The organism is Pseudomonas sp. R-28-1W-6, assembly GCF_009799925.1.
In the GTDB taxonomy this organism is placed as follows: Bacteria; Pseudomonadota; Gammaproteobacteria; order Pseudomonadales; family Pseudomonadaceae; genus Aquipseudomonas.
Genome location: NZ_WELK01000001.1, coordinates 180,008 through 198,713 on the forward strand (window position 1 = coordinate 180,008; position 18,706 = coordinate 198,713).

17 protein-coding genes are annotated in these 18,706 nt (G+C 65.1%); 11 read left to right on the plus strand and 6 right to left on the minus strand.

The features are described from left to right. Window positions 1-5: 5 nt before the first annotated feature. Together F3I62_RS00845 and F3I62_RS00850 are read right to left on the minus strand one after the other, a co-directional pair. Entirely contained in the window at window positions 6-995 is a 990-nt protein-coding gene (locus tag F3I62_RS00845) for an aliphatic sulfonate ABC transporter substrate-binding protein (RefSeq protein ID WP_160487803.1), read from the minus strand. A 95-nt stretch (window positions 996-1,090) separates the two neighbouring features. After that, complete coding sequence (locus F3I62_RS00850) at window positions 1,091-2,416, minus strand: OprD family porin (RefSeq protein WP_160487804.1); 1,326 nt, start codon at window positions 2,414-2,416, stop codon at window positions 1,091-1,093. Between the two features lie 369 nt (window positions 2,417-2,785). On the opposite strand from F3I62_RS00850, the gene F3I62_RS00855 reads away from it, so the two are divergent. Both F3I62_RS00855 and F3I62_RS00860 read left to right on the plus strand, forming a co-directional pair. Continuing rightward, a complete protein-coding gene (locus F3I62_RS00855) occupies window positions 2,786-3,760 on the plus strand; it encodes an aliphatic sulfonate ABC transporter substrate-binding protein (RefSeq protein WP_160487805.1) in 975 nt (324 codons plus the stop codon). Continuing rightward, window positions 3,750-4,976 (plus strand): acyl-CoA dehydrogenase family protein, encoded by a 1,227-nt coding sequence (locus F3I62_RS00860; protein ID WP_160487806.1) that lies wholly within the window; start codon window positions 3,750-3,752, stop codon window positions 4,974-4,976. Before F3I62_RS00855 ends, F3I62_RS00860 begins: the two co-directional genes overlap by 11 nt. A gap of 725 nt (window positions 4,977-5,701) precedes the next feature. Here F3I62_RS00860 and F3I62_RS00865 read toward each other — a convergent pair. The 3 genes from F3I62_RS00865 to F3I62_RS00875 all read right to left on the minus strand — a co-directional run bounded on the left by F3I62_RS00865 (window position 5,702) and on the right by F3I62_RS00875 (window position 8,388). After that, the gene (locus F3I62_RS00865) at window positions 5,702-6,607 is read right to left on the minus strand and encodes a sigma 54-interacting transcriptional regulator (RefSeq protein ID WP_160487807.1); all 906 of its coding nucleotides are present in this window, start codon (window positions 6,605-6,607) and stop codon (window positions 5,702-5,704) included. Window positions 6,608-6,726: 119 nt separating this feature from the next. Next, a complete protein-coding gene (locus F3I62_RS00870; protein WP_160487808.1) occupies window positions 6,727-7,308 on the minus strand; it encodes an alpha/beta hydrolase in 582 nt (193 codons plus the stop codon). 111 nt (window positions 7,309-7,419) lie between these two features. After that, the gene (locus F3I62_RS00875; RefSeq protein WP_160487809.1) at window positions 7,420-8,388 is read right to left on the minus strand and encodes a sensor domain-containing diguanylate cyclase; all 969 of its coding nucleotides are present in this window, start codon (window positions 8,386-8,388) and stop codon (window positions 7,420-7,422) included. 305 nt (window positions 8,389-8,693) lie between these two features. Between F3I62_RS00875 and oscA the strand changes: the two genes are divergently transcribed. From oscA to F3I62_RS00905, 6 genes are all read left to right on the plus strand, one after another. Then, complete coding sequence (oscA, locus tag F3I62_RS00880) at window positions 8,694-8,876, plus strand: sulfur starvation response protein OscA (protein ID WP_160487810.1); 183 nt, start codon at window positions 8,694-8,696, stop codon at window positions 8,874-8,876. An 83-nt stretch (window positions 8,877-8,959) separates the two neighbouring features. Then, window positions 8,960-9,958, plus strand: coding sequence for a sulfate ABC transporter substrate-binding protein (locus F3I62_RS00885; RefSeq protein WP_160487811.1), 999 nt, complete (start codon window positions 8,960-8,962; stop codon window positions 9,956-9,958). 127 nt (window positions 9,959-10,085) lie between these two features. Next, a complete protein-coding gene (gene cysT / locus F3I62_RS00890) occupies window positions 10,086-10,904 on the plus strand; it encodes a sulfate ABC transporter permease subunit CysT (protein WP_160487812.1) in 819 nt (272 codons plus the stop codon). 9 nt (window positions 10,905-10,913) lie between these two features. Then, on the plus strand, window positions 10,914-11,786 hold the full coding sequence (gene cysW, locus F3I62_RS00895) for a sulfate ABC transporter permease subunit CysW (RefSeq protein ID WP_160487813.1): 873 nt from the start codon (window positions 10,914-10,916) through the stop codon (window positions 11,784-11,786). Between the two features lie 3 nt (window positions 11,787-11,789). Further along, window positions 11,790-12,779, plus strand: a complete 990-nt coding sequence (locus tag F3I62_RS00900; protein WP_160487814.1) for a sulfate/molybdate ABC transporter ATP-binding protein — start codon at window positions 11,790-11,792, stop codon at window positions 12,777-12,779. Between the two features lie 299 nt (window positions 12,780-13,078). Further along, a complete protein-coding gene (locus F3I62_RS00905; RefSeq protein ID WP_160487815.1) occupies window positions 13,079-13,843 on the plus strand; it encodes a hypothetical protein in 765 nt (254 codons plus the stop codon). A gap of 228 nt (window positions 13,844-14,071) precedes the next feature. Here F3I62_RS00905 and serA read toward each other — a convergent pair whose 3' ends face one another. Then, window positions 14,072-15,301: a phosphoglycerate dehydrogenase gene (serA, locus tag F3I62_RS00910; protein WP_160487816.1), complete on the minus strand. Its 1,230-nt coding sequence runs from the start codon at window positions 15,299-15,301 to the stop codon at window positions 14,072-14,074. 187 nt (window positions 15,302-15,488) lie between these two features. Here serA and F3I62_RS00915 point away from each other — a divergent pair, with 187 nt between their 5' ends. From F3I62_RS00915 to F3I62_RS00925, 3 genes are all read left to right on the plus strand, one after another. Beyond that, window positions 15,489-16,883 (plus strand): FAD-binding oxidoreductase, encoded by a 1,395-nt coding sequence (locus tag F3I62_RS00915; RefSeq protein WP_160487817.1) that lies wholly within the window; start codon window positions 15,489-15,491, stop codon window positions 16,881-16,883. A gap of 146 nt (window positions 16,884-17,029) precedes the next feature. Further along, window positions 17,030-17,695, plus strand: a complete 666-nt coding sequence (locus F3I62_RS00920; RefSeq protein WP_160487818.1) for a fumarylacetoacetate hydrolase family protein — start codon at window positions 17,030-17,032, stop codon at window positions 17,693-17,695. 68 nt (window positions 17,696-17,763) lie between these two features. Further along, on the plus strand, window positions 17,764-18,684 hold the full coding sequence (locus F3I62_RS00925) for an SdiA-regulated domain-containing protein (RefSeq protein ID WP_160487819.1): 921 nt from the start codon (window positions 17,764-17,766) through the stop codon (window positions 18,682-18,684). Window positions 18,685-18,706 lie beyond the last annotated feature (22 nt).

Below are 18,706 nucleotides of genomic sequence, written 5' to 3' on the forward strand. Positions count from 1 at the left end.
GGCCGTTACTCCGCCTTGGCCACGGGCTGGCCGATGACACTGGCCGCCAGTTGCGGGCTGATCAGTTGCTCGACGGTAGCGGCCACGTCGGTACCCGGACGCACCAGTTGCTCCTCGACCAGGATCGGCGCGGCGGCTTTCAGCGCGGCAATGTGCTCGGCACCCGGCTGCGGGTTGCTGAAGTCGGTACGCGACAGCTGCAGCTTGGCCACTTCCAGCGGCAGCTTGGCTTCACGGGCGAGCAGCTCGGCGGTCTCCTGCGGATGGCTGACGGCCCAGTGGCGGGCCTTCTCGTAGGCGCCGATGACTTTCTCGATCAGCTTGGGCTGCTCCTTGAGGAAGCTGTCGCTGACGTTGAGCACGCCGTAGCTGTTGAAGTCGACATTGCGGTAGAGCAGGCGCGAACCGGCCTGTAGCTGACTGGCGGCCAGATGCGGATCGAGGCCGGACCAGGCGTCGACATCACCACGCTCCAGGGCCACGCGGCCATCCGGATGCTGCAGGTGGACGATTTCCACGTCGTCCTTGTCCAGCCCGGCCGTTTGCAGGCTGCGCAGGAGGAACAGGTAGGGGTCGGTGCCCTTGGTGGCGGCGATCTTCTTGCCCTTGAGGTCGGCCAGGCTCTTGATCGGCGAGTCCTTCGGCACCGCCAGGGCGGTCCATTCCGGACGGCTGGCGATGTACACGGTCTTCACCGGGCTGCCGTTGGCCCGGCTGAGCACGGCGGCCAGGCCGGCGGTGGAGGCGAAGTCGATGCTGCCGCCGTTGAGGTATTCGAGGGAGCGGTTGCTGCCCTGGCTGAACACCCACTTGACGCGGATGCCGTCGGCGGCGAGCTGTTTTTCGAGAATGCCCTGTTCCTTCAGCACCAGGCTGGTGGGGGCGTAGTAGGCGTAGTCCAGGCGGACTTCCTGGGGTGTTTCGGCCTGCACGCCGGCGGATGCCAGGGCGGCCAGCAGGGCGGTCAGGCCGTGACGCAATGTGAATTGTTTCATGGGGTTCTCCTTGGCTCTTGGGCAGATGCCTTCCGGCCCGATGGCGGGCTGGTCAGGAGGTGGCGCCGGCGGGGTTCGCCGGCGCCCTGGGTGAATCAGAGGATCGGCAGGCTGTAGCTGAGGATCAGGCGGTTCTCGTCCTGGTCAGCCGCCGCGTTGCCGCGCAGGCTGGCGTTGCGCCAGGACACGCCGAGGCCCTTGAGGGCGCCCTCCTGCAGGGTGTAGTCGAGACGGAAGTCGCGTTCCCATTCCTGCTTGTCGCCGTCGGCCGAGTCGATGTTGTCGCCGGACAGGTAGGTGACGGTGGCTTTCAGGCCCGGTACGCCGACCTTGCTGAAGTCATAGCCGTACTCGGCCAGCCAGGTGCGCTCGCCGGCACTGAGGAACTTGCCGATCTGGCGGTCGGTGATCAGGTAGGCGGTGGCGCCATCGCCCTGGTTCAGATAGGGGAAGTTGCTGTCGCCGGCGACTTCCTGATAGCCGGCGCTCAGCGCATGGCCACCGAGGGTGTAGGTGAACAGCGCACTCCAGGTGTTGTTGTCGACTTCACCTTTGTCGCTGTCGCCGCTCTCCCAGTAACCGCTGCTCTTGTAGCCATCAGCACGCCCGGCAGCGCTGCCGTTCTTGCCATCGGAGCTGCTGTTGAAATAGCGCAGGTCGGACTTCAGCGCGCCCGGGCCGATGGCCAGGTTGTGGGTCAGGCCGAGAAAGTGCTGCTGGTAGAACTCGTTCAGCTCGCCGTAGTAGTACTGCGCCAGCAGGTTCTTGCTGATCTTGTAGTCGCCACCGGCGTAGTAGAACTTGTTGCTGAACTGGCCAGTCTTGGCGTTGTTGGCGCCACCAATCGACAGGCCTTCGCTGCTGCTCGAACTGCGCCCCTTGGCATGCTCCAGTTGGCCGCCGATCAGGGTCAGGTTGTCGATTTCATTGGAGGTGATCTGCCCGCCCTCGAAGGTCTGCGGCAGCAGGCGGCCGTCGTTGAAGGTCACCACCGGCAGCTTCGGCTGCAGGGTGCCGATGCGGCCTTCGGTCTTCGACAGGCGGACCTTGCCGGTCAGGCCGAGGCTGCTGAAGTCATCCACCGCGCGACCATCGTTGTCGGTGGGGAACACGGTCCCGGAGTACTTGTCGCTGCTCGGGTTGTAGTGACGCCCCTTGCCGGAGTCCAGCTTGATGCCGAGCAGACCGATGGCATCGACGCCGACACCGACGGTGCCTTCGGTGAAGCCGGAGATGTAGTTGAACTGGAAACCCTGACCCCATTCTTCCTGGGTGTTGGCCGCTTCGTTGCGGGTGTCCTGGTTGATGTAGAAATTGCGCAGGCCGATGGTCGCCTTGCTGTCTTCGATGAAACCGGCGGCGCCGGCCTGCTGGGCGATGGCGCCGAGGGCGACGGCCAGGGCCAGGGATGACTTGTTCATGCTCGATGCTCCAGATGCGTTCTTGGTCTCGTATGGGCTGGGGCTCGAGCCGGCATTCTGCGTGCCGTGCTGCGTAAGGAAGGAGAGCCCCTTTGATCGGGCTCGGTGCGGTGGTCCGCTGTCGGCTTGGGGTGCAATCTAGGGGATTTTTTTAATCCCTAAAAAGAATTATTTTTCACTTTTATGTAACTAAAAAGAATATAAGAACAGTAGCAACAAACCCATAAGCTAATTCCTGAAAAGTATTTGTGAAGCGCTTTTTAGATCGACTAGCTTGTCTCAACCGGATCACCGGACTTCCTCTTCCCCCGAAGTTTCCTGTGCTCCGCCGCCTCGCAATGGCCGGAGTGCCCCTTGCAGAGGTCTGCCATGTCCCCTTATTTGTTTACCCGCCGCGCCCTGCTCGGCCTCGGCTTGAGCCTCGGTCTGCTCGCCGCCCTGCCGGTCCAGGCCGAAACCCAGCTGCGCATCGGCTACCAGAAATCCTCCACCCTGATCAGCCTGCTGAAGAGCCAGGGCACCCTGGAACAGGCCCTGGCCGGCCAGGACATCCGTATCAGCTGGCACGAGTTCGCCAGTGGCCAGCCGCTGCTGGAGGCACTGAATGTCGGCAATATCGATCTGTCCGCCGATGTCGCCGACACCGTGCCGGTGTTCGCCCAGGCCGCCGGCGCCCAGCTCACCTACTTCGCCCAGGAAGCGCCCTCGCCTGGCGCCCAGGCGATCATCGTGCGCAACGACTCACCGCTGCACAGCCTGAGCGAGCTGAAAGGCAAGCAGGTGGCAGTGACCAAAGCTGCCGGCAGCCACTACCTGCTGCTCGCCGCCCTGGCCAAGGCCGGGCTGCAGTTCAGCGATATCCAGCCGGCCTACCTGACCCCGGCCGATGGCCGCGCCGCCTTCGAGAACGGCAAGGTGGATGCCTGGGTGACCTGGGAACCCTTCCTCAGCAGCGCCCAGCGCCAGCTGCCGACCCGCACCCTGGCCGATGGTCAGCAGTTGGCCAGCTACCAGCGCTACTACCTGACCAGCAATGCCTTCGCCAAGGCCCATCCGCAGGTGCTGCAGGTGGTGTTCAACGAGCTGGTGAAGACCGGTGACTGGCTGCGTGCCAATCCAGCCGCGGCGGCCAAGGTGCTCGGCCCGCTGTGGGGCAACCTCGACCCAGCCATCGTCGAGCAGGCCAACCAACGGCGCAGCTACCAGGTGCGCGCGGTGCAGGCCGCCAACCTCGGCGAGCAGCAGAAGATCGCCGACGCCTTCTTCGCCGAAGGCCTGCTGCCCAAGGCGGTGGATGCCAGCCAGGTAGCGATCTGGCAACCGGAGGCGAAGCATGGCCAGTGAAGCCCGCCACCTGCACCCGCAGGCCGAGCCGCTGCTGGATGCGCGGCTGTTCCCCGTCGACTTCGGCACCCTGACCAGCAAGGTCGAGCGCCTGGCGCGCAAGCTCGCCGACAGTGCCATCGAACGCGACAAGCGCGGCGGCCATGCGCGCGCCGAGCGCGAGCTGATCCGCGACAGCGGCCTGCTCAGCCTGGCCATTCCGCAGCGCTACGACGGCCAGGGCAAGAGCTGGCCGGATATCTACCGCATCGTCCGTCATCTGGCGGCGGCGGACAGCTCGCTGGCCCACCTGTTCGCCTTCAATCACCTGCAGGTAGCCACCATCCTCCTGCACGGCAGCGCCGAGCAGCAGCGCCACTGGCTGAGCCGCAGCGTGCAGGAGCGCTGGTTCTGGGGCAACGCCAGCAACGGCCGCGACCTGGGCCTGCAGTTGCAGGCACGCGAGGAACACTTCGAGCTCAACGGCAGCAAGTCGTTCTGTTCCGGCGCCCTCGGCGCCGATGCTCTGCTGGTCAGCGCGCCGCGCGGCAAGAGCGCCACGGAACGGGTGTTCCTGACCCTGCCGGCGCAGCGCGAGGGCCTGGCGATCAACGACGACTGGGACGCCTTCGGCCAGCGCCAGACCGACAGCGGCACGGTGCAGTTCGAGAATGTCTTCGTCGACCGCGACGAGCTGCTGATCTCCGGCGGCCAGAGCCCGCGCAGCAGCCTGCGGGTCTGCGTGTCGCAGCTGATCCTCACCCAGCTCTACCTGGGCAACACCCAGGCCGCGCTGGATGGCGCGCTGCGCTACACCCGCGAGCAGGCCCGCGCCTGGCCCGGATCCGGAGTGGCCACGGCCAGCGAGGACCCATTGATCCAGAAGCGTTACGGCGAACTCTGGCTGCTCTACCGCGGCGCCCTGCTGCTCGCGGAACACGCCGCCGAGCGCCTGCAGCAGGCCTGGGAAAAACCGGCACTGGGTGCCGCCGAGCGTGGCGAGGTGGCACTGCTGATCGCCGAGGCACGGGTCGCGGCGGCCCGCGCGGCGCTGGAGATCACCAGCCAGGTGTTCGAGGCCATGGGCGCCCGCGCCACGGCCTCGCGCTACGGCTTCGACCGGTTCTGGCGCAACGTGCGGGTGCACAGCCTGCACGACCCGCTCGATCACAAGGTGCGCGATGTCGGCCACTGGCTGCTCAGCGGCGTGCCGCCGACGCCATCGCTGTATTCCTGAACACACGTTTGCACGGGGGCCGTCTCAGGCAGGGCGGCTCCCGTTTTTTTTGCGCGCGGCTTGAATGCCGGGCGCTGGCATAAGCTTCGATTGCTAGCTGATTAACGTGCCGGCCTGGGCTTCTGGTTTCGCCCTCCTGGGCGACTCACTTTTTTCAAACGCGGAAAAAGTAAGCAAAAACGCTTGCCCCTGCATACGGCCCCGGCTGCGCCGGGGTTCGTGACCAGCCTTCGGCTGTTACTGCGTTTCGCTCCATCGTCGCTCCAGGGGCCCGCCGCGAAGGGCCATCCTTGGCCCATCGCGGCTCTCGCGGCATCCATGCCGCTCAACCCCTTCCACAACGATTCCACTCACCCTCCTGAAGGGGCGTTTGGTGTTGTCTGAAAGTTCGCGTTAAGGAGTAGAGCAAAGAGCCTTCAAGCAACTCGGAGCCTGATCCCCGTCAGGAGGCCGAGTGGAGGTGCTGCGCAGGGGGACGAGCCGCAGGGATGCGGCGAGAGGCTTAAAGGGCCAGGGACGGCCCTTGTAAGCCGGCCCCCGGAGCAGCACCGGAGGGAGGGAAGTTTCGCGCAGCGAAACCCGAATGTCGGGGCGCACTTCTCTTTGGTTACTTTCTCTTGTGCGAGCAAGAGAAAGTGACTCGCCCGGGAGGGCGAAACCAAAAACCTAAGTCGGCTCAGGAATCAGCTAAACCACCAGAGCCGAGGCTCTCTAACGAAGCAACTTCAGAACGCCAGCCGCTGCCGCAGCTCCGCGCGCTCTTCCGCCGTCAGCAACCCCAGCTGCTGCTCGATCACCTGCAACGGCGCACTGGCCGGCAGGTTGAGGTGCTGCGGCAGGATCTCCGCGCCACTGCTGACCAGCAGGGCGAAGTGGATGACGTTCTCCAGCTCGCGGGTATTGCCGTGCCAGGGATGGCTCTCCAGGGCGGCCTGCACGGCCGTGCCGAGCAGCGGGATGGCCAGGCCCAGGCGCTGGGCGTAGATACCGAGAAAATACTCGGCCAGCGGCAGGATATCGCCCGGCCGCTCGCGCAGCGCCGGCAGCTCCAGGCGGCCTTCGTTGAGGTACAGATACAGGCGTTCGCTGAACTTGCCGGCGGCCACCGCCTGGGCCAGGTCGATGCTGGTGGCGACCACCAGGCGCACATCCACCGGGGTGGCGTGATGGGCGCCGACGCGCAGCACCTCGCGGGTTTCCAGCACGCTCAGCAGCTTGTCCTGCAAGGGCCGCGGCAGGTCGCCGATCTCGTCCAGATACAAGGTGCCGCCGGTCGCCGAACCGAACCAGCCGGCGCGGCTGCTGGCCGCGCCGGCATAGGCACCGGCGGCATAGCCGAACAGCTCGGCCTCGCCCCACTGCGGGCTGATCGCCCCGCAGTTGACTGCGACGAACAGACCGCCGCGCTCGCTTTCGCGGTGGATATGCCGCGCCAGCAGCTCCTTGCCGGTACCGGTCTCACCGACGATCAGCACCGGCAAGTCGAGGGTGGCCAGCAGGTTGGCCTGCTCGCGCAATTCACGGGAGCGCGGGTCGACGAACACCAGCGCCTTGGCGCGGATGCTCAGCGGGCTCTTCTCGGTCTCGGCAAAGGTCAGCAGGGCTTGCGGGGGGTAATGGGGGCGGCTCATGGATCGGTTTCTCTGTGCGCGATGAGCCACCGCACAGCAGCGGACTCAGGATGAATAACGGACGTAAACGGGCACGCCGCCGGGCATTCGCCTGGCGGGCGAACAACCGGGGCGCGGACTCACGCGCGCTTCCGGCTCTGCTGCTCGATCTGGCTCTGCAGGCGGTACAGGTAGGCAAAACCCTGCTCCCAACGCTGGTGGCCAGACTTCACGTTGATATGCCCGGCGCCGCTCAGCACCGCGGCCTGCGCGCCCCAGTCGCGGGCCAGTTGCAGGGCGCGGGCGGCGCTCGCCGCCGGGTCGTTGTCGGAGCCGACCAGCTGGCTGGGGAACGGCAGCAAGTCGCGGGGAATCGGCGCGAAGCCTTGCAGGGCCTCGGGGCAACCGGGCCGCTCGACGTCCGCCGGGGCCACCAACAGGGCGCCGCGCACCTGACGCAAGGATGCCAGCGGCGCCTGCGCCGCCCAGCGCGCCACGGTGACGCAGCCGAGGCTGTGGGCAATGAGGATCACCGGGGTGCGGGCGGCACCGACGGCGCACTCCAGGGCGGCCACCCAGCTGGCCGGATCGGGGTGGTCCCAGTCGGCCTGCTCGACCCGCGTGGCATTCGGCAGGCTGCGCAGCCAGTGGCTTTGCCAGTGGTTGTCCGGCGAACCCTGCCAGCCCGGCAGGATCAGGTAGCGGATGGATTGACTGCGCATCGCGGGCCTCCTTGAGCGGTGAATGGAGGCCAGTCTAGGAGGATGAAAAAGATAAGTTAAGGAATAAGAAATTATTTATTTATACTTATATTGATATAAGCAGTGAAGCGATCACACCTGCACGATGCAGTTCTTGCCGCCGTGCTTGGCCTGGTACATGGCCTCGTCGGCACGCACGTAGAGCGCCTCCAGGTTGTCGTCCGGGCCCAGGCTGGTGAGGCCCTGGCTGATGGTCACGCTGAAGTTGTGCCCGTCGGCGCTGAACGTCAGGCGCTGCACCTCGCGCTGCAGGCGCTCGGCTATCTGCCGCGCCTGCACGGTGGTGCAGCCGAGGAAGATGGCGGCGAACTCCTCGCCGCCAATGCGCCCGAACAGGTCGTCGCGGCGCAGCACGTAGGCCCCGCAGTGGGCGATGCGCTGCAGCACGCGGTCGCCGATCTGGTGGCCGTGGCTGTCGTTGATCTTCTTGAAGTCGTCGATATCGAACAGCAGGAAGGCCAGCGGGTGGCCGTTGCCACGGGCCTGCTCGAAGGCCAGTGCGGCGCTGTCGAAGAAGTGGCGGCGGTTGTGGATGCCGGTCAGCACGTCGGTGGTGGCCAGGCGATGCAGTTCGCCCTGCAGCTGCTTCTTCTCGGTGATGTCCTCGGCGATGCCGACGATCAGCGGCTGGCCCTCGGGCGTGCTGCGCGGGCTGACGAAGCATTTGTCGCTGAGCCAGCGGATCTGCCCGTCGCCGCGGATGATGCGGTATTCGCGCTGCTCCACCGCGCCGACCTCGAGTACCGAGGCCAGGCTCTGCGCGGCGAACTCCATGTCGTCCGGGTAGATGCTGTTGAGCCACTCGCCGTAGTCGTTCAGGAGCAGGGCCGCCGAGCGGCCGAACACGCCTTCATAGGCCGGGCTGACGTAGACCACCCGTTGCTGCTGCCAGTCGAAGGCCCACAGCACCACATTGACGCTGCCCAGCAGGCTGCTGACCAGGGACTCGCGCTCACGCAGGCGCTCGACCTCGCCCCGACTGTGCAGCAGGGCGAGGGTCAGGGTTTCCAGCTCACTGGGCGCACGCGCGTTGTCATCCATGGGTCATCTCCTGACTGCCAATTCACAAGACTATCCCGCGCACCTGGGGCTGGCGATGGGCAGGCGGCAGTGATGTGACCAGCGGCAGAAAAACCGCCGATTCAGTCAGGATCAGGGAACTTGCGGCCAGCTGACGGTTCCGCGCAGCCCCCGCCGGGGCGGTGGGCCGGTCATTCGTCTCTTAGGCATTAAAGGAATATATAAATCATTAAATATTCTTTTTAAGCATATTCAATCTCCCCCTACTATCCGCTCCACGCCCAGCGCCTATCCCCGGCCGGGCATCTTTCCCCAGGAGCAGAGTCATGAGCGCAACCCTCAGAAGCGTCGAAGGCCAGGACGAAGCCAGCATCCTGCGCGAGATCCAGGCAGCCCTGCAGGGCCTGCGGTTTGGTTCGGTGGAAATCACCGTGCACAACGCCCAGGTCGTGCAGATCGAGCGCAAGGAAAAAATCCGCCTGCAGGCCCCGGCCAGCAAACAACCCTAACGAACGGCCCGACTGGACAACCAGAGGGTGCGCCAAACCTGAAACGCAAAACGCCAACACCCAGAATTCTCAGGAGCACCACCATGTCCATTCGCCGTTTCGCCCTGGCCGCCCTGGCCTCCGCCCTGATCGCCGGCCCGGCCGCTGCCGCCACGGAAATCCTCAACGTGTCCTACGACCCGACCCGTGAGCTGTATCAGGAATTCAACGCCGCCTTCAACAAGCACTGGACCGCCCAGGGCAAGGAAGCGGTGACCATCCAGCAATCCCACGGCGGCTCGGGCAAGCAGGCTCGCGCGGTGATCGACGGTCTCAGGGCCGACGTGGTGACCCTGGCCCTGGCCGGCGACATCGACGAGCTGAACAAGCTCGGCAAGCTGATTCCGGAAAACTGGCAGAGCCGTCTGCCGCAATCAAGCACCCCCTACACCTCGACCATCGTGTTCCTGGTGCGCAAGGGCAACCCGCAAGGCATCAAGGACTGGGACGACCTGGTCAAGCCGGGCGTGGAAGTGATCACCCCCAACCCGAAAACCTCCGGCGGCGCACGCTGGAACTTCCTCGCCGCCTGGGCCTACGCCCAGCAGAAGTACGGCAGCGAGGCCAAGGCCCAGGCATTCGTCGAGAAGCTGTACAAGAACGTCCCGGTGCTGGACACCGGCGCCCGTGGCTCGACCATCACCTTCGTCAACAACCAGATCGGCGACGTGCTGCTGGCCTGGGAAAACGAGGCCTTCCTGGCCCTCAAGGAACAGGGTGGCGACCAGTTCGAAATCGTCGCGCCGAGCCTGTCCATCCTCGCCGAGCCGCCGGTGGCCGTGGTCGACAAGAACGTCGACAAGAAAGGCACCCGTGAAGTGGCGACAGCCTACCTCAACTACCTGTACAGCGAGGAAGGCCAGCGCATCGCCGCGAAGAACTTCTACCGCCCGCGTAACGAAGCGGTGGCCGCCGAGTACGCCAAGCAGTTCCCGCAGCTGAAACTGGTGACCATCGATCAGGACTTCAACGGCTGGAAAACCGCGCAGCCGAAGTTCTTCAACGACGGCGGCATCTTCGACCAGATCTACCAGGCGCAGTAAGCCGTAGTTCGTAGGGTGGATCCCGTTTCACCGATCCACCATCGACCTCCGCGAGGGCGCCGTTGGTGGAAGAAAAAACGACTTCCACCCTACAGCCTTCGTCGCAAAACCAGCTAAGGCCAAAATCATGTCACGCCGCATTTCCCCCGTCATACCCGGCTTCGGGCTGACGCTGGGCTACACCCTGGTGTACCTCAGCCTGTTGGTGCTGATTCCCCTGGGTGCTATGTTCGTCCACGCCGCCCAGCTCAGCTGGGGCGAATTCTGGGCCATCATTTCCGCACCGCGGGTGCTGGCCGCGCTGAAACTGAGCTTCACCACCGCCTTCGCCGCTGCCGTGATCAACGGCCTGATCGGCACCCTGCTGGCCTGGGCCCTGGTGCGCTACAGCTTCCCCGGGCGCAAGATCATCGACGCGATGATCGACCTGCCGTTCGCCCTGCCCACCGCCGTCGCCGGCATCGCCCTCACCGCGCTGTATGCCCCGGCCGGCCCGGTTGGGCAGCTCGCCACCTGGCTCGGTTTCAAGATCGCCTACACGCCGCTGGGCATCACCCTGGCCCTGACCTTCGTGACCCTGCCGTTCGTGGTGCGCACCCTGCAGCCGGTGCTGGCCGACATCCCCCGTGAGGTGGAAGAAGCGGCCGCCTGCCTGGGCGCCAAGCCACTGCAGGTGTTCCGCCACATCCTCGTACCGGCACTGCTGCCGGCCTGGCTGACCGGCTTCGCCCTGGCCTTCGCCCGCGGCGTCGGCGAGTACGGGTCCGTCATTTTTATAGCCGGCAATATGCCGATGAAGACCGAGATCCTGCCGCTGCTGATCATGGTCAAGCTCGACCAGTACGACTACACCGGCGCCACGGCCATCGGCGTGCTGATGCTGGTGGTCTCCTTCATCCTGCTGCTGCTGATCAACCTGCTGCAGCGCCGCATCGAAAAGCCCTGAGGAGCCGCCATGACCTCCCTTACCCTCGGCGCCGCCGCCAGTGCCAATGCCGCCCGTCGCGGCAGCCGCGCCGGCCGTATCGCCCTGATCCTCGGCGCCTGGCTGGCCTTCGTGCTGTTTCTCCTGCTGCCCTTGCTGGTGGTTTTGAGTGAAGCGCTCAAGCTCGGCCTGGGCACCTTCTTCAGCGCGCTGATCGAGCCGGATGCGCTGTCCGCGCTGAAGCTGACCCTGCTCGCCGTGGGCATCTCGGTGCCGCTCAACCTGGTGTTCGGCGTGGCCGCCGCCTGGTGCGTGAGCAAGTACGAGTTCCGCGGCAAGAGCATCCTGGTGACCCTGATCGACCTGCCGTTCTCGGTCTCGCCGGTGATCGCCGGCCTGATCTACGTGCTGCTGTTCGGCGCCCAGGGCTTCTTCGGCGAGTGGCTGCAGGAGCGTGATATCCAGATCATCTTCGCCCTGCCCGGCATCGTCCTGGCCACGGTGTTCGTCACCGTGCCCTTCGTCGCCCGCGAGCTGATCCCGCTGATGCAGGAACAGGGCACCCAGGAAGAGGAAGCCGCACGCCTGCTCGGTGCCAACGGCTGGCAGATGTTCTGGCACGTGACCCTGCCCAACATCAAATGGGGCCTGATCTACGGCGTGGTGCTGTGCGCCGCGCGGGCCATGGGCGAGTTCGGCGCAGTGTCGGTGGTGTCCGGGCATATCCGTGGCTACACCAACACCCTGCCGCTGCATGTCGAGATTCTCTACAACGAATACAACCACGTCGCCGCGTTCAGCGTGGCCAGCCTGCTGCTGGCCCTGGCCCTGATCATCCTGCTGCTCAAGCAGTGGAGCGAAGCGCGTCTGTCCCGTCTGAAATCTGCAGACGACGAGGAATAAGCCATGAGCATCGAAATCCGTAACGTCAGCAAGCACTTCGGCGCCTTCCGCGCGCTCAACGAGATCAACCTGGACATCCACAGCGGCGAGCTGGTGGCCCTGCTCGGCCCGTCCGGCTGCGGCAAGACCAGCCTGCTGCGGATCATCGCCGGCCTGGAAACCCCGGACAGCGGCAGTATCCAGTTCCACGGCGAAGACGTGTCGCGCCACGACGTGCGTGATCGCAACGTCGGTTTCGTGTTCCAGCACTACGCCCTGTTCCGCCACATGACCGTGTTCGACAACGTCGCCTTCGGCCTGCGCATGAAGCCCAAGGGCGAGAAGCCGAGCGAGCCCGAGATCGCCGAACGCGTGCACGAGCTACTCGGCATGGTCCAGCTCGACTGGCTGGCCGACCGCTACCCGGAACAGCTGTCCGGCGGCCAGCGCCAGCGCATCGCCCTGGCCCGCGCCCTGGCGGTGAAACCCAAGGTGCTGCTGCTCGACGAACCCTTCGGCGCCCTCGACGCCAAGGTGCGCAAGGAGCTGCGCCGCTGGCTCGCGCGCCTGCACGAGGAAGTGCATCTGACCAGCGTGTTCGTCACCCACGACCAGGAAGAAGCCATGGAAGTGGCCGACCGCATCGTGGTGATGAACAAAGGCGTGATCGAGCAGATCGGCACGCCGGGCGAGGTCTACGAGCAGCCGGCCAGCGACTTCGTCTACCACTTCCTCGGCGACTCCAACCGCCTGCACCTGGGCGACGACCAGCACCTGCTGTTCCGCCCGCACGAGATCTCGCTGTCACGCCTGGCGGTGGCCGAGCACCAGAGCGCGGAAGTGCGCGATATCCGCCCGCTCGGCGCGATCACCCGAGTGACCCTCAAGGTCGCGGGCCAGGACGAGCTGATCGAGGCCGAGGTGGTCAAGGATCATGACAGCCTGACCGGGCTGATCCGCGGTGAAACCCTCTACTTCAAGCCCAAGGTCTGGCAGGCACAGTCCAGCCGCTGAAGGCCGCCCCACCGGCGCGCGCCCTCTTCCCTGCTGCCCTAGACCGGTGGGGGCGGAGGGCGCCAGGCACGCCCTCATCCAGGCGAAAGCGGCAGGCTTCAACGCCCAGCGCCCGAACTTCGCCCCCCGGTAGCACAGGCAGAGCCGCAACGGCTCTGCGGCGTCATAATTGCGACGCAAATCACTCTTTTGGCTCATCCTTTGCTATGACAAGCACAGTAGGCTGTTGCCACTGCGCGACAGCTGCTGTTTTTGCCTACGTTCCCGCGGCTCACAAGAATAATAAGGAGTCCCACGGTATGAACCGTAACCCTTTGATCAATCAAATATTTACCCTTTGCATGGGGCTGTTGGCACTGCTTTCCGCAGAAGTCTTCGCCGCCCCGATGACCGCTGCCGAACAGGTCCAGGTGTTCGCCAGCCGCGCCACCGGCAGCCTGCTGCTGCTGCGCGGCGAGGGCTTTCAGGAAGGCCATCTGAGCCGCCTGGAAAAGGACATAGCCGATCTGGAGGGCGCCGCGCAGAACGCCATCAGCGCCAGCTCGGAAATCCCCGGTCTGACCACCAAACTTGTTACCCAGTTACGCCTCGGTGTTTCCTTTGGCCCCAAAGAAGACAACGTGCCATGGCGCTACCCGGAAGAACTGGCCCAGTCCCTGCGTGACCTGCTCACCGTGGCCCGCGCCGTACCCGACGCCAACCCGGAAGGCGAGCTGCCGGCCAAGGTCGAGTACCTCGCCGTGCAATACCTCAGCCGCTCCTACATCGGCACCTTCGAGATCGCCCGCGAACAGCCGGACAACTACGTCGGCCAGGACGAGCGCGTACTGGTGCCGGACATCGATCAAGAGATGCAGGTCCTGGACGGCAAGAGCAACCCGGCCGTGGCCAAGCTGAAGACCCGCTGGAACTTCCTGCGCGCCGCCCTGATCGACATGAACAGCCAGAGCAACGCCCTGGCCAGCGCGTCCGGCCGCGCCTTCGCGCCGACCACCGTGGACCGCCACGCACGCTCGCTGAGCAGCCAGTGGATGGCCATCAATTCGCTGGCCGGCATGCCGTAAGCCAGGCGCACCCCAGCGAACCGAAGCCGGGCCGAGTGCCCGGCTTTTTTCTGCGCGGCATAAACCGCCTGGACAGACGGACGCCGGGAATGAGCGCGACGCAGCAGTTGCGGCTGAAACCGCCGTGAGCGGCACCGAACGCCCCCGCAGGAGCGGCATCAGCCGCCAGGCATCGCCAATCCATGAAAAAGGGAGGCCTAAGCCTCCCTTTTTCATTGCGGCAGCGTCTTAGAACAGAACGCGGCTGCGGATGGTGCCGTTCACGTGCTGCAGCTTTTCCAGGGCCAGCTCGGAGTACTCGGCGTCGACGTCGATCACCACGTAGCCGACCTTGTCGTTGGTCTGCAGGAACTGCCCGGAGATGTTGATGCCGTTGTCGGCGAACACCTTGTTGATCTCGCTCATCACGCCCGGGATGTTCTGGTGGATGTGCAGCAGACGGTGCTTGCCCGCGTGCGCCGGCAGGGCCACTTCGGGGAAGTTGACCGAGGACACCGAGGTGCCGTTGTCGCTGTACTTGACCAGCTTCTCGGCCACTTCCAGGCCGATGTTGGCCTGGGCTTCGGCGGTGGAACCACCGATGTGCGGGGTCAGGATCACGCGATCCAGGCCGCGCAGCGGGCTCTCGAACTCTTCGTCGTTGGATTTGGGCTCGACCGGGAACACGTCGATGGCGGCGCCGATCAGGTGCTCGTCCTTGATCGCGGCGGCCAGGTGATCCAGCTCGACCACGGTGCCGCGAGCGGCGTTGATCAGGATGCCGCCCTTCTTCATGGCGCGGATTTCCTTCTCGCCGATCATCCACTGGGTGGATGGCAGTTCCGGCACGTGCAGGGAGACGATGTCGGCCAGGCCCAGCAGCTCGTGTAGGCTAGCCACCTGGGTGGCGTTGCCCAGCGGCAGCTTGGTCACGGTGTCGTAGAAGTACACCTGCATGCCCAGGGCTTCGGCCAGTACCGAGAGCTGGGTGCCGATCGAGCCGTAGCCGACGATGCCCAGCTTCTTGCCGCGGATTTCGAAGGAGTTGGCCGCCGACTTGATCCAGCCGCCGCGGTGGCAGGAAGCGTTCTTCTCGGGGATGCCGCGCAGCAGCAGGATGGCCTGGGCCAGCACCAGCTCGGCTACCGAACGGGTGTTGGAGAACGGCGCGTTGAATACGGCGATGCCGCGCTCGCGGGCCGCATTCAGGTCGACCTGGTTGGTGCCGATGCAGAAGCAGCCGACGGCGACCAGTTTCTTGGCGCAGTCGAAGACCTCGGCGGTCAGCTGGGTGCGCGAGCGGATGCCGATGAAATGGGCATCGGCGATCTTGGCCTTCAGCTCGTCGTCGGACAGCGCGCCTTTGAGGTACTCGATGTTGCTGTAGCCGGCGGCCTTCAGCGTGTCGACGGCATTCTGGTGCACGCCTTCCAGCAGAAGGAACTTGATCTTGCTCTTGTCGAGAGAGGTCTTGCTCATCGGAGTACCTGTTGTCCCACGAATAGTGTCAGGAGAAGCGTCAGCAGCGTTGCTGAGCGGGCCCCGCAGATCGGCGCGGGGCACGATTAACGGGGGGCGTATGCTAGCATACGAGCCCCGCGAAAGACCCACCCCTGGCCGATGAAGCGTGCTCAGGGTGACCATGAATCATTTGAGAGTTCCCCAGATGACCAATCCCGCCCTGATCGAAGCGCTGAAGACCCTGGTCGAGCCCGGCAAGGTGCTCACCGATGCCGACTCCCTCAACGCCTACGGCAAGGACTGGACCAAGCATTTCGCCCCGGCGCCCAGCGCCATCGTGTTCCCCAAGACCATCGAGCAGGTGCAGGCCATCGTCCGCTGGGCCAACGAGCACAAGGTCGCCCTGGTGCCGTCCGGCGGCCGTACCGGCTTGTCCGCCGGCGCCGTGGCGGCCAACGGGGAAGTCGTGGTGGCCTTCGACTACATGAACCAGATCCTCGAGTTCAACGAGTACGACCGCACCGTGGTGTGCCAGCCGGGCGTGGTGACCAAGCAGCTGCAACTGTTCGCCGAGGACAAGGGCCTGTACTACCCGGTGGACTTCGCCTCCAGCGGTTCCAGTCAGCTGGGCGGCAATATCGGCACCAATGCCGGCGGGATCAAGGTCATTCGCTACGGCATGACCCGCAACTGGGTGGCCGGCCTGAAGGTCGTCACCGGTACCGGCGAGCTGCTGGAGCTGAACAAGGACCTGATCAAGAATGCCACCGGCTACGACATGCGCCAGCTGTTCATCGGCGCCGAGGGCACCCTGGGCTTCGTGGTGGAAGCCACCATGCGCCTGGAACGCGCGCCGAAGAACCTCACCGCCATGGTCCTCGGCACCCCCGACTTCGACTCGATCATGCCGGTGCTGCACGCCTTCCAGAACAAGCTGGACCTGACCGCGTTCGAGTTCTTCTCGGACAAGGCCCTGGCCAAGATCCTGGCCCGCGGCGACGTGCCGCCGGCGTTCGACACCGACTGCCCGTTCTATGCCCTGTTGGAATTCGAGGCCAGCACCGAGGAGGTCGCCGAGCAGGCCCTGGCCACCTTCGAGCACTGCGTCGAGCAGGGCTGGGTGCTGGACGGGGTGATGAGCCAGAGCGAGCAGCAGCTGCAGAACCTGTGGAAACTGCGCGAGTACATCTCGGAAACCATCAGCCACTGGACGCCGTACAAGAACGACATCTCGGTCACCGTCGGCAAGGTCCCGGCCTTCCTCCACGACATCGACCGCATCGTCGGGGACAACTACCCGGACTTCGAAGTCATCTGGTTCGGCCACATCGGCGACGGCAACCTGCACCTGAACATCCTCAAGCCGGAGAACCTGTCCAAGGACGAGTTCTTCGCCAAGTGCGCCATCGTCAACCAGTGGGTGTTCGAGACCGTGCAGAAGTACAACGGCTCGATCAGCGCCGAACACGGCGTGGGCATGACCAAGCGCGATTACCTGCACTACAGCCGGAGCCCCGCCGAGATCGGCTACATGAAGGCGATCAAGGCGGTGTTCGATCCGAACGGGATCATGAACCCCGGCAAAATCTTCCCAGTTTAAAGCTGCTGCGCTCGACCAGGCGTTGTTGGCGCATCCGTGAAAAATGCTCATTGGCTACAGCCAACTCCGCTTTTTCCCGGCTCCGCCGCCTAGCCTGGTCTTCGCTCGCGACGCTTTAAACAGCGCTTCGTAATGGAGAAGCTGCAATGAGCTACCAGCACCAGTACACCGACGGCACGCCGATCCACTTCCCCATGGGCAAGGTGGTCTGCGTCGGGCGCAACTACGCCGAGCACGCCGCCGAGCTGAACAACCCGATCCCCAGCGAGCCGCTGCTGTTCATCAAGCCCGGCTCCTGCGTGGTGCCGCTGGCTGGCGGCTTCGCCATTCCGCAGGATCGCGGCGTGGTGCACTACGAGGCGGAAATTGCCGTGCTGATCGGCAAGCCACTGTCGAAGCAACCTTCCGCGGAGGAGGTGCGTGACGCCATTTCCGGCTTCGCCCCTGCGCTCGACCTGACCCTGCGCGACGTGCAGGCCAGGCTCAAGGAAAAGGGCCTGCCCTGGGAGCTGGCCAAGTCCTTCGATGGCGCCTACGCGCTGGCGCCCTTCGTCGCCGGTGACGCCTACGCCGATCTGGCCGATATCGGCATCCGCCTGTTGATCAACGGCGAGCTGCGCCAGGACGGCAACAGCAGCGCCATGCTCAACCCGATCATCGGCCTGATCCAGCACATTGCCGGGCACTTCAGCCTGCAGCCGGGCGACGTGATTTCCACCGGCACCCCGGCCGGCGTCGGCCCGCTGGCCAGTGGCGACCAGCTGCAGATCGCGCTGAGCAACCAGCAGGGTTTTACCAGCCAGGTGCTGTAGCAATGCGTTAAGGGAACCTTCATAGACGCCCCGCACTCTGACCCGCGCCGCCCAGTGAGAAGTCGCCGATGCCTGCATTCCTCAGCCCCATCCGCCAGCGCTGGCTGGCACTGGCCGGCCTGCTCGCCGCCGGGGTCGCCCTGTCCCTCTACCTGCACCTGGACGACCGCGCCCGCTACTGGCTGAAGGAGCAGAGCCTGTCGCTGCTCGAGCGCGACGCCAGCGTCTGGCTGCCCGGCTATACGGCAGAGATCCAGGCCAAGCCGCTGAGCGGCCTGGATGAGGACGAAGCCTCGGACCTGGCCTATAACCCGGTCACCGGCACCCTGTTCACCGTTACCGGCAAGAACCCCCTGCTGGTCGAACTGACCCGCAGCGGCGACATCTTGCGGCGCATCCCCCTGCTCGGCTTCAGCAACCCCGAGGGCGTGGCGATTCTCGAGGATGGTAGCGTGGCCATCGTCGACGAGCGCCGGCGCAGCCTGTCGGTGCTGGCGCTAGACCCGCAGACCAGTGAACTCAACGTGGTCAATTCCCGCGAGTTCGACCTGGGTTTCGCCGACTCGCGCAACAAGGGCTTCGAAGGCGTGGCCTGGGATGCCCGTCAGAACCGCCTGTTGCTCGGCAAGGAGCGCAACCCCACCGCCATGTACAGCCTGCCCGGCGACAGCCAGGAGGCACTGGCCGAAGCGCTCAAACCGCTACCCGACTACGGCCTGGGCATGCGCAACCTCTCGGCCCTGAGCGTCGACCCGCGCACCGGGCACATCCTCGTTCTTTCCGCGCAATCCAACCTGCTGCTGGAGCTGGACCAACAGGGCCAGCCGGTCAGCTTCATCAGCCTGCTCGGCGGCCTGAACGGCCTGGACAAACGCATCCCGCGCGCCGAAGGCGTGGCCATGGACGAAGAGGGCAACCTCTATATCGTCAGCGAGCCCAACCTGTTTTACAGGTTCCGCAAGGAAAACAACGACACCCCACGCGAGTGAAAGCGCCCGCCAGCGCCTCGAC

Bases quoted from the DNA above. Each gene is read 5' to 3' on its own strand.
- F3I62_RS00850 (WP_160487804.1), bottom strand. From the start codon at position 2,416: ATGAACAAGTCATCCCTGGCCCTGGCCGTCGCCCTCGGCGCCATCGCC.
- F3I62_RS00920 (WP_160487818.1), top strand. From the start codon at position 17,030: ATGAGCTACCAGCACCAGTACACCGACGGCACGCCGATCCACTTCCCC.
- F3I62_RS00915 (WP_160487817.1), top strand. From the start codon at position 15,489: ATGACCAATCCCGCCCTGATCGAAGCGCTGAAGACCCTGGTCGAGCCC.
- F3I62_RS00865 (WP_160487807.1), bottom strand. From the start codon at position 6,607: ATGAGCCGCCCCCATTACCCCCCGCAAGCCCTGCTGACCTTTGCCGAG.
- F3I62_RS00925 (WP_160487819.1), top strand. From the start codon at position 17,764: ATGCCTGCATTCCTCAGCCCCATCCGCCAGCGCTGGCTGGCACTGGCC.
- serA (WP_160487816.1), bottom strand. From the start codon at position 15,301: ATGAGCAAGACCTCTCTCGACAAGAGCAAGATCAAGTTCCTTCTGCTG.
- F3I62_RS00885 (WP_160487811.1), top strand. From the start codon at position 8,960: ATGTCCATTCGCCGTTTCGCCCTGGCCGCCCTGGCCTCCGCCCTGATC.
- F3I62_RS00845 (WP_160487803.1), bottom strand. From the start codon at position 995: ATGAAACAATTCACATTGCGTCACGGCCTGACCGCCCTGCTGGCCGCC.
- F3I62_RS00905 (WP_160487815.1), top strand. From the start codon at position 13,079: ATGAACCGTAACCCTTTGATCAATCAAATATTTACCCTTTGCATGGGG.
- cysT (WP_160487812.1), top strand. From the start codon at position 10,086: ATGTCACGCCGCATTTCCCCCGTCATACCCGGCTTCGGGCTGACGCTG.
- F3I62_RS00875 (WP_160487809.1), bottom strand. From the start codon at position 8,388: ATGGATGACAACGCGCGTGCGCCCAGTGAGCTGGAAACCCTGACCCTC.
- oscA (WP_160487810.1), top strand. From the start codon at position 8,694: ATGAGCGCAACCCTCAGAAGCGTCGAAGGCCAGGACGAAGCCAGCATC.
- F3I62_RS00870 (WP_160487808.1), bottom strand. From the start codon at position 7,308: ATGCGCAGTCAATCCATCCGCTACCTGATCCTGCCGGGCTGGCAGGGT.
- cysW (WP_160487813.1), top strand. From the start codon at position 10,914: ATGACCTCCCTTACCCTCGGCGCCGCCGCCAGTGCCAATGCCGCCCGT.
- F3I62_RS00855 (WP_160487805.1), top strand. From the start codon at position 2,786: ATGTCCCCTTATTTGTTTACCCGCCGCGCCCTGCTCGGCCTCGGCTTG.
- F3I62_RS00900 (WP_160487814.1), top strand. From the start codon at position 11,790: ATGAGCATCGAAATCCGTAACGTCAGCAAGCACTTCGGCGCCTTCCGC.
- F3I62_RS00860 (WP_160487806.1), top strand. From the start codon at position 3,750: ATGGCCAGTGAAGCCCGCCACCTGCACCCGCAGGCCGAGCCGCTGCTG.